Source organism: Rhodothermales bacterium (assembly GCA_034439735.1).
GTDB lineage: Bacteria > Bacteroidota > Rhodothermia > Rhodothermales > JAHQVL01 > JAWKNW01.
Genome location: JAWXAX010000159.1, coordinates 1 through 14,367, shown reverse-complemented (window position 1 = coordinate 14,367; position 14,367 = coordinate 1). Strand labels below are relative to the sequence as shown.

9 protein-coding genes are annotated in these 14,367 nt (G+C 61.5%); 5 read left to right on the top strand and 4 right to left on the bottom strand.

What is annotated here, in order from left to right; translation table 11 throughout:
- The first annotated feature begins 90 nt into the window (after positions 1–90).
- From SH809_12175 to SH809_12160, 4 genes are all read left to right on the top strand, one after another.
- On the top strand, positions 91–5,100 hold the full coding sequence (locus SH809_12175) for an FG-GAP-like repeat-containing protein (protein MDZ4700455.1): 5,010 nt from the start codon (positions 91–93) through the stop codon (positions 5,098–5,100).
- 114 nt (positions 5,101–5,214) lie between these two features.
- A complete protein-coding gene (locus SH809_12170; GenBank protein MDZ4700454.1) occupies positions 5,215–5,925 on the top strand; it encodes a hypothetical protein in 711 nt (236 codons plus the stop codon).
- A 123-nt stretch (positions 5,926–6,048) separates the two neighbouring features.
- Positions 6,049–7,716: a T9SS type A sorting domain-containing protein gene (locus SH809_12165; GenBank protein MDZ4700453.1), complete on the top strand. Its 1,668-nt coding sequence runs from the start codon at positions 6,049–6,051 to the stop codon at positions 7,714–7,716.
- An 85-nt stretch (positions 7,717–7,801) separates the two neighbouring features.
- The gene (locus SH809_12160; protein ID MDZ4700452.1) at positions 7,802–11,008 is read left to right on the top strand and encodes an Ig-like domain-containing protein; all 3,207 of its coding nucleotides are present in this window, start codon (positions 7,802–7,804) and stop codon (positions 11,006–11,008) included.
- Between the two features lie 3 nt (positions 11,009–11,011).
- Here the strand turns inward: SH809_12160 and SH809_12155 are convergent, their stop codons facing one another.
- Genes SH809_12155 through SH809_12145 form a run of 3 tightly spaced genes read right to left on the bottom strand, consistent with a single transcriptional unit; the run spans position 11,012 to position 11,934 of the window.
- On the bottom strand, positions 11,012–11,413 hold the full coding sequence (locus SH809_12155; protein MDZ4700451.1) for a PIN domain-containing protein: 402 nt from the start codon (positions 11,411–11,413) through the stop codon (positions 11,012–11,014).
- The gene (locus SH809_12150) at positions 11,410–11,610 is read right to left on the bottom strand and encodes a type II toxin-antitoxin system VapB family antitoxin (protein ID MDZ4700450.1); all 201 of its coding nucleotides are present in this window, start codon (positions 11,608–11,610) and stop codon (positions 11,410–11,412) included. Before SH809_12150 ends, SH809_12155 begins: the two co-directional genes overlap by 4 nt.
- A 60-nt stretch (positions 11,611–11,670) precedes the next feature.
- On the bottom strand, positions 11,671–11,934 hold the full coding sequence (locus tag SH809_12145) for a hypothetical protein (GenBank protein ID MDZ4700449.1): 264 nt from the start codon (positions 11,932–11,934) through the stop codon (positions 11,671–11,673).
- A gap of 168 nt (positions 11,935–12,102) precedes the next feature.
- Here SH809_12145 and SH809_12140 point away from each other — a divergent pair, with 168 nt between their 5' ends.
- Positions 12,103–13,863, top strand: coding sequence for a T9SS type A sorting domain-containing protein (locus tag SH809_12140; GenBank protein ID MDZ4700448.1), 1,761 nt, complete (start codon positions 12,103–12,105; stop codon positions 13,861–13,863).
- 43 nt (positions 13,864–13,906) lie between these two features.
- On the opposite strand, the gene SH809_12135 is transcribed toward SH809_12140, so the two are convergent.
- Positions 13,907–14,128, bottom strand: coding sequence for a hypothetical protein (locus tag SH809_12135; GenBank protein MDZ4700447.1), 222 nt, complete (start codon positions 14,126–14,128; stop codon positions 13,907–13,909).
- Positions 14,129–14,367 lie beyond the last annotated feature (239 nt).

Here is a 14,367-nt window from a genome sequence, read left to right as displayed (position 1 = left end):
CGTATGAACCGAACTGCTTTACGGGTTGGCCTGGTTCTCCTGGGGATACTCATCTGGGGAATGGGAGGCGCACACACGGCCGTAGGCCAGATGTTTTTCACAGAATCCGGCGTGGCTGCCGGCGTCGGGGGTGATTTATACGATACGGGCCACGCGCACGGCCTTGGGGTGATCTGGATCGATTACGACGTGGACGGCTTCCCGGACCTGTTTATCACAAACGGGGAGGATCTCGACGCCCACCTGTACCGGAATAACAACGGCGATGGAACGTTCAACAAAAAAGACGGCCTATTGCCGGTACTACCCAATGTCGAGCTGACTGGCGCGGCCTTCGCCGATTACGACAACGACGGCGACATGGATGTGTACGTCACCGCCAACAATACGCTCACCAGCCTCGATGGACCGAGTAACCTGCTGCTGAAGAACCTGTGGGTGGAAAACGGGAATCAGGAAAGCACACCGCTATTCACGAACGTGGCCGCCGCCGCCGGCGTCCAGAACAACGCCTCGCCGGCTTTCGGCAGTCTGCCCGGGCACAACAGCCTCACGACAGGTTGGATCGATTACAACCGAGACAGCTGCATCGACCTCTTCGTCGGCAACATGGTTTTCTCCCAGGGCGGTCATCCGAGTAACAACAACGCGCTCTACAAAAACAACTGTAACGGCACCTTTTCCAACGTGACGATCTCGAGCGGGATGAACCCCGGCACCGACGCCACCTGGTACCGCCCGACCCTCGCATTTTTCGGCGGCCTCATGGATCCGAACGATCTCTGGCCCGACATGTACGTCGTCAACGTCCAGGAGGCGGCACCCTTCGAGCTCGATTTCTACTTCAGCAATAATGGCGACGGTACCTTCACCGAAACCAGCACCACGATGCCCGGCATTGGCGACGACTCCGGCGCCGGCATGGGCATCGACATCGCCGACATCGATCACGACGGGGACTGGGACATCTACATGTCCGACCTCCTCGATCCAGGCAACGAACCCGTCGCCGAGGGCAACGTCCTCTACCTCGGCAACCCGGATGGTACCTGGAACGAAAACTCGGCCATCCCGGCCGGTGTCAAGGCCGGCGGATCGTGGGGCCTCAACTTCGCGGACTTCGACAACGACACGTACGAGGACCTGATGGTCGCCGCCGGCGACGCCATCATGTACCGGAACGACGGTGACGGCACCTTCTCCGAGATCTCTGCCAGCGCCGGCATGCTCGACATCGGTGGTTCCGGACGCGGCTCGGCCGTGGCCGACTTCGACCGGGACGGGGATCTCGACTTCGTGGTCGTCTACGACGGCGGCACCGCCGGCGAGGCCAACTTCCATCTGTATAAAAACATCTCGACGGGTATCGGCAACTGGCTCGAAATCGACCTCGTCGCCACCGTCAGCAACCGCGCCGCCATCCACACCCTCGTCGAGGCTACCGTCAACGGCGTTACCCTCATGCGCCAGGTCAAGGGCGGTCAGAGCGCCCACTCGCAGGACGATCTCCTCATCCACTTCGGCCTGGGCAGCGCCACCACGATCAGCGAACTGAAGATCTCCTGGCCTTCCGGCATCGTCCAGACCCTCACGAACGTCCCGGCCAACCAGATGCTGACCGTCACGGAGGAAACGACTCCGCCTTCGGGAGATCTCTTCACGGATGTGACCGCTCCCATGGGTGTTGATCTCACCCACGATGGCTTGTCCGTTGTCGACATGGGTCTTGGCACCGGGGCGGCCTGGTTCGACTACGACAACGACGGCGACCTCGACCTGTATATGACGATGCGCGCCGGCGCCAACAAACTCTTCCGCAACAACGGCGGCTCATTCACCGATGTGGCGGCCGCAGCCGGCGTGGCTGATGCGTCGCACGATGGTGCTGGCGTCGCCGTGGCCGACTACAACAACGACGGCTGGCGCGACCTCTACCTCGCCAACAGCGACGAAGACGTCCTCTACAAAAATAACGGCAACGGTACGTTCACTGATATCACAAACACCCCCGGATCGGATTTCATCGTGATGCAGCAAGCACGCGGCACCTCCGCTTCCTGGGGTGATTACGATGGTGATGGACTGCTTGATTTGTATGTGGCTAACCATGCGCTCATGCAAGGAGCTATCGCTCCAGGTACCTCGGGTCGCGAGCAGGCCCAGGATTACCTCTTCCATAACAATGGAGACGACACCTTCACGGATGTTTCGAGTATGCTCGGGACTGCCCGTTGGGATATGAGCTTTATCTCTGCCTGGACCGACTTTGATCGTGATGGTGATCTCGATATTTATCTGATCAAGGATTGCGGTTTTAGTGGGTCTGGTCCAATGCGTTTATGGCGGAATGATGGTGGCACAAACGGACTCACGGATTGGACTTTCACCGAGATGAGCGCAACTGCCAACGCAAATTGGTGTCAGAATGGCATGGGTGTCGCGTTGGGAGATTATGATCGCAATGGTTCGATCGACCTCTTTTTTACAGATAACGGTGAAGCGTCAGAGACACTACCTTCTCGGGCAGGTAATATCCTATTAAAGAATGATGGAGATGGCACTTTCTCGGATGTGACAGTTGCCACAGGTGTGGCGACGACACTGTTTACTTGGGGTGCTAATTTCGTTGACTATGATCTGGATGGTTGGCAGGACCTCTACATGGCTGCCAACCTGATGACTTCGCCAGACCCTACATACAATGTCTTGTGGCATAATGAAGGCGGGGTGTTTTCTAATATTTCCGCCACAAGCGGTGTAGATGATGGTGAAGCAAGCCGCTCCCCTGTATATGGCGACTATGACGAGGATGGTGATCCAGATATCTTCCTGGTCAACTTTGGTGGTCCGACCCGGCTTTTCCGTAACGACAACACCAACGGCAACCGCTGGCTCATCGTCGACCTCGTCGGCACCACCAGCAACCGCGACGGCATCGGATCGCGGATCGAACTGACGACTTCGCCCGATGGCGTCACCCAGACTGTCGAAACCCGCTCCGGCTCCAGCCTCGGCGGCGGCGACGACCTCGGCGCGTACTTCGGGCTTGGTTCGAATACGTCGATTTCGTCCATCCAGATCATCTGGCCCTCGGGCACGGTGCAGACGTTGAGCGGCGTCGCCGTCAACCAGCGCCTGACCGTCACGGAGTCCGGCGTGATCGGCAACCAGCCGCCGGTCGCGAGCTTGGCACACACGACCAATCTGTTGACGGTGGATGTCGATGCCTCGGCGTCCTCCGACACCGATGGCGCCATCGTCAGTTATGCCTGGACGTTTGGCGACGGCGCCACGGGCACGGGCGTCATGGCCTCGCATAGCTACGCGGTGGCCGGCACCTACACGGTGGGCCTGACCGTGACGGATAACGACGGCGCGACGGGCAGCACGACCAAAAGCGTGACGGTCTCCGACGGCGGCACGGGCGGCACCGGGGCGTTCCTGGAGTCGGCCGGCCTGGTGTCGATGGAAGCCGAGAACTTCCACGACAAGATCGACCGCGACGGGCACACCTGGACGGTGACCACGGCCTCCGCCGGCTTCAGCGGCGTCTCGGCCATGCAGGCTACGCCGGATAATGGCATCCGCGTCCGTTCCGCTCCTGAAACGGTCAGCCCGGAACTGGTGTTCGAGGTCAACTTCGCCACAACCGGCACCTTCTACGTCTGGCACCGGATGTGGGGCGTGGATTCCCGCGGCAACAAGGCCTTCGCCGGCCTGAATGGCGTGGCCGGCACCAGCCCGCTGGATGTCGATACCTTTGGGTCGTGGCTGTGGACGAAATCCCAACAGAACGGTGGTACTGCCTCCATCACCGTGTCCACGCCTGGCGTTCACACCGTCCATGTTTGGATGGGCGATGACGGGGTCTTCGTCGATAAAGTGGTGCTAACAACCGACGCCGGCTTCACGCCCACGGGCACCGGCCCCGCCGAAAGCCCGCTCGATGGCGGCGGTACGGGCAACAACGCCCCGGTGGCCAGCTTCACGCACACCGCGACCGACCTCGCCCTGAGTGTGGACGGCTCGGGATCGTCGGATAGCGATGGCTCCATCGTGAGTTATGCCTGGACGTTCGGCGATGGCGCCACCGCCATGGGCGCCACGGCCAGCCACACCTACGCGGCGGCCGGCACCTACACGGTGGCGCTGACCGTGACGGACAACGAAGGCGCGGCAGGCAGTACGAGCCAGAGCGTCACGGTGACCAGCGGGGGCGGCATGGGCGGCTTCATCGAAGCCGCCGGCATGGTGGTCATGGAAGCCGAACACTTTCACGCCAACATCCAACGCGGCGCCGATAGCTGGGTGGCCGGTACGGCCTATGCCGGCGCCAGCGGTGGATCCTATATGGACACCACGCCGGACGACGGGACAGAGATCAAGACCGGCGCCGAGACGACCAGCCCCGAGCTCTCGTTTGATGTCGACTTCTCGACCACAGGCAGCTACTACATCTGGGCCCGCCTCTACGCGCCAAACAGTAAGTCGAACTCGCTCTTTGGCGGGTTCGACGGGGTGATCTCGTCGGCCACCAACGGCTGGCAGACGACCTCCACCGGGGCGTGGACCTGGCTGTCCCTCACGAAAAACGGCGCGGCGGTGCCGCTGTCCATCGCCACGGGCGGCGCGCACACGGTGCATGCCTGGATGCGCGAGGATGGCACCGCCATCGACAAACTCGTGCTGACCACCGACGCCGGCTTTGTGCCCACCGGCGAAGGCCCCGCCGAAAGCCCGCAGGCAGCCGCCCCGATCGCCTCCGCCGCCAAACGCGGGGTAGTGCTCGACGGCCTGACGCTCCAGGCTGAGGCGCTGCCGACGGAGTTCGCCCTCGAAGGCAACTACCCGAACCCGTTCAACCCGACGACGACAATCCGTTTCGCGCTGCCCCAGGCGGCGCTGGTGCGGCTGAGCGTGTACGACATGTTGGGCCGCGAAGTGGCCCGGGTGTTCGATAGCGAGCTGCCCGCCGGCCGGCACGAAGCCACCTGGAACGGCCGTACAGACGCCGGGGCAACGGTTTCGAGCGGCGCCTACCTGCTGCGGATGACCGCCGGCTCGTACAGCGCCACGACGCGGATGGTGGTGGTGAAATAAGTTGGTTTATGGTTCGAGATTCAAGGTTCATGGGTATGTTGAAGTTGCCCTGGGTCTTGAATCTCGAACCTTAAATCCGATTTTCTAACGAACAAGATACCTTCTAATCTCCCGATGATTTCATACTTGCCCGCTAGAACCATTGGCCGCGTATTGGGCGCTTGCGTCGTATTCCTGGCAATCGCGCACGTCCTGAGCCTGCTGGTTCACGACGTTACAGACACTAAAGTCAGCGAATTGCTTGTCGAAAAGTTCTCGGTTGACCTGGAACATAACTTCCCGACGCATTTCACGTCGATGGTGTTGTTCATTTCATCACTACTCTTTTCAGTAATCGGGGTGGGAGAAAAAAAGAGCGCCGGTGCTGCACAGAGTAGGTACTGGTTTGGTTTGAGTTTGATCTTCCTTTTTCTCAGCTTTGACGAATCGGCCCACATCCATGAGCATTTCGATGGAGTGATGCGAGCCGTTGGGGTGAAGACCACGGGATACCTGGCATGGCCATGGGTGATCGCCTATGGATCGCTAGTGGTCGTATTCATCCTCGCCTATTTAAGATTCTGGATTCGATTGCCGGCTTCGTTTAGGATAGCCTATCTGTTATCGGGGGCTGTTTACGTCGGCGCATCGCTTGGTTTCGAACTGCTCGAAGCACAGGACTATGTGGCAAACAGTGGTTTATACACAGTCAAATACATGGTATACACTTCCATCGAAGAAGTCCTGGAGATGAGTGCGATCTCGTATCTCGTTTACACCAATTTGCGTTATATGGCCGCGAATTATCCCGAGCTGCGGCTATCGTTTTCGCTCCATAAATCTTGAGCGGACCGTGCCGAATCATGATCTCCGTCCAGTAACCCGCATGGGTCACCGTTCGGCTGGCACAATTTTTTCAATGGCATCGGGCCCCGGGTAAATTAAACACCCGAATGAAGCGTGCCCGATATGACCGTTAGTAGCGCCTGGGCCAGTCCGCGCATTCAGCGCGTATTCGCAGGCATTTTTCTATTTCTAGGGATAGGCGCCGGCCATGCCCTCTCCCAGTCCCCTCAGGTGCGGATCTGCGCACTGGATGCGCGAAACGACACGCCAATGGCAGGTGCTACCGTCCGCCTGAGCGCCGATGGTATGACCCCGCTGACGGCCACAGCCGGGGCCAACGGTTGCGTCTGGGTGGCAGGCGCATTCCCTGTATCGAACGAAGTATCAGATACGTTGCCGGCTGATACGCGCCTCGGCGCCATCTACCCGAACCCCGCCGGCGCACAGGCCTGGCTGCCCGTCGCCTCCGACCGCGCACAGACGGCCTACATCCAACTTTTCGACATCCTCGGCCGTGAGGCCGCGCCGGCCAAACAGGAAGTCCTCGCCGTCGGCGACCAGGCCATCTCCCTGCAAACGGGCGAACTGGGGCAGGGCGTGTATTTTGTGCGGGTGACGGTGGCTGCCGGCGTTTACGTACGCTCGCTGGTCCGCAGCGACGCGGTCGGCCGGGCACCCGTCGCGACGTTTGCTACATCCGCCCGGGTAATCCGAGACGCCGCGGTCGTACCCGAAGGGGGCGCCGTGCGCATCGAGATCGATCGCGACGGCTACGTCACCGCCGTTGTCGAGCGTGTCGTGCGCAACAACGAGACGATCCGCCTGGCCCTGCTCAAGATCACCGAAGACCAGGTGCCCCTCATCGACATGAAAGGCCTCGCCTACTTCGGTCTGGAAGGCGGCCTCTACCCGGGCGGGACCAATACGATTCCCGAGGCCCACCTCCAGGCCGGCCTCGCCGCCGCCCGGAGCATCCAGCCGCTGGATCTCAATGGCAGGCCCAGCTCGAGGGGGGTCTATATCCTTACTTCAGTTGGCATGTCCAATACCTCCGACGAGTTCTGCGGCGTGGCCGACCCCACGAACCGGTGCAAACTGGGTACCTTCATGAGCGATGCGTCCCTCGACCCCGCCGTGAATACCTCGACGTTTGTCATGGTTGACGGCGCCGACCCCGGCAAGACCGCCGAAAAGTGGGTCGAGCCCGGCCTCAACGACTACAATCGCATCCTCGAGGAGGAACTCGTGCCCTTTGGCTACAGCGAGTCGCAGGTCCAGATCGCCTGGATCAAACTCGCCAATGCCCCGCCGGCCGGCACGCTGCCCGATCGGGACGCGGATGCTTTCCGCCTCCAGGAACAGTTCGGCCAGATCGCCCGCGCGATGAAGCAGCGATACCCCAATCTCAAGATGATCTTTTTTTCGAGCCGAATCTATGGCGGCTACGCCACTACCGATCGCAACCCCGAACCCTTCGCCTACGAACAGGGCTTTGCGGTTAAGTGGACGGTCGCCGCCCAGATCCGGCAACAGGAAACCGGCGAGATCGACCCGATTTCGGGCGACCTCGGCCCGGACGTCGCCCCATGGATTGGCTGGGGGCCCTATTTCTGGGCCGATGGCACGAACCCCCGCTCCGATGGCCTCACCTGGACCCGGGAAGATTTAAAAGAGGATGGGGTGCATCCGGCCAAGCCGGGTATTGAGAAGGTGGCCGGCATCCTGATGGACTTTTTTAAGACCTCGCCCCTGTCGACCTGCTGGTTCCTCGCCGGCCAGGAATGCCAGTGAAGGCTCGCTACGCTCGCCCGTCCCGGATCCAGTCCCCATCGCAAATCGCTAATCGCTAATCGTCTATTCGCTAATCGCTAATCCCATGCTCCGCCATCTCCCCGCCCTTCTGCTCGTCCTATTCTCCGCCATGCCGGCCAGCGCCCAGCCGACCACGGCCATTCAGGCGACGGCCTGTACGTTTCGCATGGACGATGCGTCCGCCATCAGCGGCGTCGAGGTGACGGCGAATGTCGGTGGCGAGGCGGCCGTTTCGGGGTTCACCGATGGGGCCGGCTGCGTGACGCTGACGATCCCCGTACAAGTCGGGGTCGAGGACGGTTCGGATCTGCCCTCGGTTTTCGAAGCAGGGCAGCCCTACCCGAACCCCACGCGCGACGCGTTTACGATTCCTTTCTCGGCCGGCGTCCGTCAGCAGGTGCTGTTTCAGGTATACGACCTCCAGGGCCGCGGCGTCGCTCCGCTGGTGATCGCGGAGGTCGGGCCCGGCTCCCACCGCATGGAGGCGCATCTCGGTGGGACTGCGCCGGGCGTGTACATCTACCGGTTCCAGTCGGACGCCGGCAGCCTTTCCGGCACGCTGGTCAAGACGGGGGATGGCGGATCGGGCGGCAGCCCGATCGCGCGCCTCGCCGCCGGCGACGGCCAGCCGATCGCCATGGCTTCCGCGTCCTCTGTCCTTCGCGTCGTTCGTTTCGAGGCGGCCAAGACAGGGTTTAATACGCTCGTCGACGATCGCGACGTGGAAGATGGCGGACAGGTCGACCTGATGCTGGTCCCCATCGACACCGGCGGCGAAAACAGCGCGCCGGTCATCACACCCATCGACAACATCACACTCGAGGAAGGTGCTAACCAGGCCGTTTCCGTGCTTTCGTCAGATAGCGATGGGGACGCGATCGAGCTCGAGGCCGTAATCACGGCTGATGTCGGCGGAGCGCCAGCGCCGTCCGGATTTTTTGTCTTTGTAGATAATGGAGACGGCACCGGCGTGCTCCAGTTATCGCCGGCGTCCGGCGAGGCCGGCGCGTACACGGCCACCGTCGCGGCTGGCGATGGCGAGTTGACCACTACCGAGTCCTTCGCGGTCATCGTCACCGCCGTGGGCGCCAACGCCCCGCCCGTGCTCGAGGCCATTGCCAACACCAATGTCACCGAAGGTGAGTCGCTCGAAATCGCCGTCGCCGCATCCGACGCGGATGGTGACGCCATCACCCTCTCCGCCGAAGTGACGGGCGAAAGCGGCACCGCAGCGTTTGCGACGTTTATCGACAACGGCGATGGCACGGGCACCCTCTCCCTTTCGCCGATGGCCGGCGATGGGGGCGAATACGAGGCCGTCATCACGGCCACCGACGGAGAGGACAGCTCGACCGAGACCTTTACCGTCTCGGTCCAGGCCGTCGGCGTCAACCAGCCGCCGGCCCTCAACCCGCTCACGAACGTGACGCTGTTCGAGGGCGAGACGGAAGCGGTCAATGTGGTGGCGAGCGACCCGGACGGAGACATGCTCACGCTGGAAGTCTCCGCCACGCTTTCCGGGGGCGGCAACGCTCCGGCCGGCCTGTTCACCTTCACCGATAATGGCAACGGCTCGGGCGTGCTCACCCTTTCGCCCGATGCAGGGTCTGCCGGCGTCTACACCGTCACCGCTACGGCGGCCGATGCCTCCGCGCAGGTGGAAACGAGCTTCACCCTCACCGTTCAGGCCAACACGAGCGGCAACAACCCGCCAGTCGTCACTCCCATCGCTGATGTGTCGGTCGAGGAAGGCGACAACCTCCAGTTTAGCGTATTCGCTACCGACCCCGACGACGATGGGCTGGACCTGACCGCTTCGGTCGTCAACGCCCAGGGGCAAACGATGGGGGCGGCGTTTTTTAACTTCAAGGACAACTTCGATAACTCCGGGACGATCAAGTTCGCACCCGATCCCGGCGACTTCGGCGACTACACGGCCACCATCACCGCCACCGACGGGCAGCTCTCCGCCACGGCGACGTTCACGGTGACCGTAATCGCCCCCGGCGGCAACAGCGCGCCCGTCGTGGCCGACATTGGCGATAAGGCCGTCATCGAAGGCAACACGTTGACGGTGAACGTCACCGCCTCCGACGTCAACGGCGATCCACTGACGCTCACCGCCGGCATCGTCGCCAGCGGAGGCGGCGGGGTGGGGCCGTCGTTCTTCGACTTTACCGATAACGGCAGCGGCGCCGGCACGCTCACCGTTACACCCGGCAGCGGCGACGCCGGCACGTACACGGCCACCATCACGGCGGATGACGGCATCGTCACCGGCGAAAAAACCTTCATTATCACCGTGCTCGAACCCGGCGGCGAAGGCGGCATGGTGCCGCTGACAGACATGGGGACGCAGACCTACCTCGGGTTCAGCGGCGGGTTGTATCCGAACGCGTCCAACACGATGCCGGCAGCCCATCACACGGCCGGTGTGAACATCGCCAACGGCATCGAACCGCTGGATCTTAACGGCAACCCGAGCCCGAGCGGCAAATATGTGATGGTGTCGGTCGGGATGTCCAACACCACGCAGGAGTTCTGCTCGCAGAACAACGAACTGCCGTGTGACGAATGGACGTTCATGGGCCAGGCGCTGAACGACCCGGCGGTGAACACCTCGAACCTGGTGATGGTCAACGGCGCGCGCGGCGGCCAGTCGGCGGACACGTGGGAATCAACCACCAGCGACAACTACGACCGGATCATCAACGACAAACTCATCCCGCAGGGCCTCAGCGCCGCGCAGGTCCAGATCGCCTGGGTGAAAGTGGCCAACCGCCTGCCCGAGACCAGCCTGCCGGCCGCCAATGCCGATGCCTACCGGCTGGAGGAGCAGAACGCCAAGATCGTGCGGGCGCTCCGGGCGAACTTCCCGAATCTGAAGATGGTGTTTCTGTCGAGCCGCATCTACGCCGGCTACGCCACCACCATCCTGAATCCGGAGCCCTACGCCTATGAGTCCGGCTACGGCGTTAAGTGGGCGATCGAAGCCCAGATCAACCAGATGAGCGGCGGCGGCGAGGATGACATCGCCGGCAACCTCGACTACACCGAAACCGCCTGGATCGGCTGGGGCGCGTACCTGTGGGCCGACGGCCTTAACCCCCGCTCCGACGGACTCTTCTGGGAGCGCGACGACCTCGAAAGCGACGGCACCCACCCATCATCGCCCTTCGGCGAGGAAAAGGTAGGCGCCCAGTTGCTCGACTTCTTCAAGAACTCGCCCCAGACGAAGTGCTGGTTCCTGGAGAACGGGGTCTGTGAGTAGGGTTCACCCCCAAACAACCAGAGGGCTATGCCGGGCCGCATAGACGAAATCATTATCGGTCGTCAGCAGGGTTAGCTGATGTCGAATGCATAATTGGGCTATAAGTGCGTCTATCGTTCCAATCTGGACGCCAGCGCGCCTGCACGCATTTCGAAGCGCCGCTGCATCGATGTGGTCCCGGCGGTCCGGTTGCAGCGAGGGAAGGGATGCAAAGGTTTTAATGATCTGCTCCTGGGCGGTCGGTCCGGCAAAACCCTGAAGCAATTCCTGGAGCACCAGACCTGTAGTCACTACGATTTCATTTCCGAGAAGTGCTTCACGGAGGACCCGGACCTGTGGAACGTCCAAATCCCCATCACGCCTGAGCGCCAGTGACCATACACTCGTATCGACCAGCAGACTCATGGACGAGACCGTTCTGCCTTGTAATCGAACGTGTCGTCCCACTCCAGTTTACCTAGCAGGTCGGCGATACGCCGCTGTTGGCGTCGGGCGATAAATTCCTGGAGAGCACGCGTGACCGTCGCCTTTTTGGTGCGTTCGCCGCTCAACGCGAAGGCGCGTTCCAGCAGTTCGGGATCGAGAGAGAGATTTGTTGCCATACGGGTCCTGTAGTTGTGTAGAGTGCTACACAAACGAAAGAATCCTCAATGAGGTTTCGTCTACCGCACCGCGCGCATAAATGCCTCCAGCTTCCGGGCGTTGAGTTTTCCATCTTCGCGGACGCGCGAGCACAGATCCAGTCCGAACGGTTCGACGGCCAGGGCGGAGGCACCGCGGCCGCGATCTCGGCGATGTGTTCGTCCTGGATGACGCCGGGGCCATTGGGCATGTGCGACACCAGCCCCAGCGCCATGGTCGATGGCCAGGTGTGCTTCCTTGATGCTGGAGATGCAGCAGATTTTGACGCGGGGCGGGTTGTGCATGGCGATTCGTTATAACCCATTCTCACCGATGTAGTCGAAGTCTTACCGACAAGCCCGGGAAGAGCTTCACGATCTGCGTTTGACTTGCAGGTTATTTTACTTGTCATTCCTGGCGCCGGCCTATACCTTTCAACACAGCACAGGCATCCTCTCCACCTCAAGACCACTATGCGTAATTTCCATCTCCTCTGCGCAGGTCTGTGTCTAGCTGTTGCCTGCCTCTTCCTGAATGCTGACGTCCAAGCCCAACTGTCGCCATCCTGGCTGGAGGTCGGTGAAAACCTTTCCGCCCGATCGCTGACGCTCACCGGGGCCGGCGAGTTGCTCATCGTGGGCCAGGGCTCCTTCCAGGCCGGCGTCGGGATAGGAGGTGAATCGTACGCGGGGCATGCCGAGACCTCGGCGCTGCTCGCGCTCCTGGGCCCGGATAACACCGTCCGATGGATCAAACAAGGGGCCTTCCGCGGCCGGATGGAAGAGGAGGCTATCGGGGGAGAACTTCTTCAGGGTTTTTTGGGGGCGATCGATCACGAGGGGAATTTCTACACGAGTGAAGGATACCCGACCGTGGTGGACGCCGGCATGCTGGCGCAGGGCGGGGTTTCGATCAATAAATACGACCCGGCCGGCGACCCGCTCTGGTCGATCCCCATCCATCCTCCCGTAATGCACTTCGACGAACAGCCGGCGTTTGTGGCGGGCCTGGGCCTGGATGCGGCCGGCGATGTCTACATAGCCGGCAACTTTCGGGATACGTTGATACTTGCAGGCGATACGCTGGTAGCGGCACCAAGTCATACGATGTATCCGACCAGCGATCTGTTCATCGCGCGTTTTTCGCCGGATGGGGCATTGCGCTGGAGCCGGCGACTGGGCGGAGCGGCCGACGAAGACATGATCGGTGGGTTTGACGACGGCGCGTTTGCTGTCGATGAAGCCGGCAACTCGTATCTGGCAGGCTATTTTGCAGGGGGGACGGTGTTTGATGATGGGCCCGTCGCCGACCCGAATCTGTCCACGATGTATCCCATCGTGAGCTACGATCCGGAGGGCGGTGTCCGCTGGGTACGCACCCCGGCCGACTTCGGCATTGGCGAAAACGCCGCTCCGGTGCGCCTCGCGGCCAGCGCCGGCGGCGGGTTGTACGTCGTCTGGACCTATTGGGAGTTGGATGGACAGCTGGATGTGATGGTAGGCGATCAGACGTTCCGCGACCCGGGCTCGAGAGGGAGTTTCCTGACCAAACTGACGGCCAACGGCGCGCTGGCCTGGGCAAGGCCCCTCACCAGCGACGGTAACGAGATCGTTTATTCTATGGCGGTGGATGCGCGCGAACGCGTCTGCGTCGCCGGCACATTCGACGGGCTGTTCATGCGGTTGGGCAACCGCGAACTGCGGAAAAATGCTCTTCAGGAAGATAAATCGGACGGATTCTGTGGATGTTATTCGGCGGAAGGCGATCTACTTTCCACGGTTCAAGCCGCCGGCAAGAACTGGCAGAGGATCCGGGCTATCGCGCTTGGGGAAACGGGAGATCTGTACATAGCCGGCACGTTCACCGACGAACTCAGCCTCGGATCCGGGCGACTCACCCATGCCGGCGACGCCTCGTTTTTCGCCCGGTTCGACGCTGCTACCGTCACCTCTTCAGAGCGGCCTGATGCCGCCGGCGTCTCGCGGCTCGAAGTCTATCCCAATCCCGCCGGGCCGCGCGCAACGATACGGTATTTCGTCGATGTAGCAGGGCCCGTCCGGCTCGCGGTGTACGATGTGCTGGGCCGGGAAGTCGCCGTGCTTGTGGACGCCGTGCAGGAGGCCGGCGTGTATGAGGCTGTGTTTGACACTCAAGGGATGCCGGCGGGCATGTACGTCTACCGGCTCAGGGCCGGCGGGGAGCTTCGGAGTGGCGCAGTGCTTCTAAACAGGTAGTGATGGGGGTCGCATCAGACGAATAGCTTTGTAATCCTTGAATTCAGTAAGTGAACGTATCGAGTGAGTCCGTCTCGGCCTTCGCAATTTCCTTTCGAACCATGTCGGCCAGCTGGTCCCACTGCGCATCACTGGTTTGCTCAAAGGCCTGCTGCCAGCGCAATTCGTCTTGCAGCTCCGACAGAATCAATTGGCCGATGGCATTTTGCACTTCTGGAGGCGCCTTGATTGCGGCCGCAAATGCCTTCTCGAGGATCGCTGTCATCGTTTCTCCTGTCTAAAGATGGAGGTTCTGTGACGCCTGTGTTCGTTGCGCCGTTCCCGGCCCCCGCTGATGCGAAGATCACCTTCTCCCGATCGACATCCATTCTAAGTACATTCACGTAAATCCTGTCGGATTATCGTGAGTGGTTTCAGGTTAAGGGTTCACAAACTGTTGAGATTTCTACAATCCGGGGCATCGTCATCCCCGCGAAGGCGGGGATCCAGCCATCAGACTGGCAT

Excerpts from the sequence above, each read along its gene's own strand:
- SH809_12135 (MDZ4700447.1), bottom strand. The coding sequence starts at position 14,128 with ATGACAGCGATCCTCGAGAAGGCATTTGCGGCCGCAATCAAGGCGCCT.
- SH809_12140 (MDZ4700448.1), top strand. The coding sequence starts at position 12,103 with ATGCGTAATTTCCATCTCCTCTGCGCAGGTCTGTGTCTAGCTGTTGCC.
- SH809_12160 (MDZ4700452.1), top strand. The coding sequence starts at position 7,802 with ATGCTCCGCCATCTCCCCGCCCTTCTGCTCGTCCTATTCTCCGCCATG.
- SH809_12170 (MDZ4700454.1), top strand. The coding sequence starts at position 5,215 with ATGATTTCATACTTGCCCGCTAGAACCATTGGCCGCGTATTGGGCGCT.
- SH809_12155 (MDZ4700451.1), bottom strand. The coding sequence starts at position 11,413 with ATGAGTCTGCTGGTCGATACGAGTGTATGGTCACTGGCGCTCAGGCGT.
- SH809_12175 (MDZ4700455.1), top strand. The coding sequence starts at position 91 with ATGTTTTTCACAGAATCCGGCGTGGCTGCCGGCGTCGGGGGTGATTTA.
- SH809_12150 (MDZ4700450.1), bottom strand. The coding sequence starts at position 11,610 with ATGGCAACAAATCTCTCTCTCGATCCCGAACTGCTGGAACGCGCCTTC.
- SH809_12145 (MDZ4700449.1), bottom strand. The coding sequence starts at position 11,934 with ATGCACAACCCGCCCCGCGTCAAAATCTGCTGCATCTCCAGCATCAAG.
- SH809_12165 (MDZ4700453.1), top strand. The coding sequence starts at position 6,049 with ATGACCGTTAGTAGCGCCTGGGCCAGTCCGCGCATTCAGCGCGTATTC.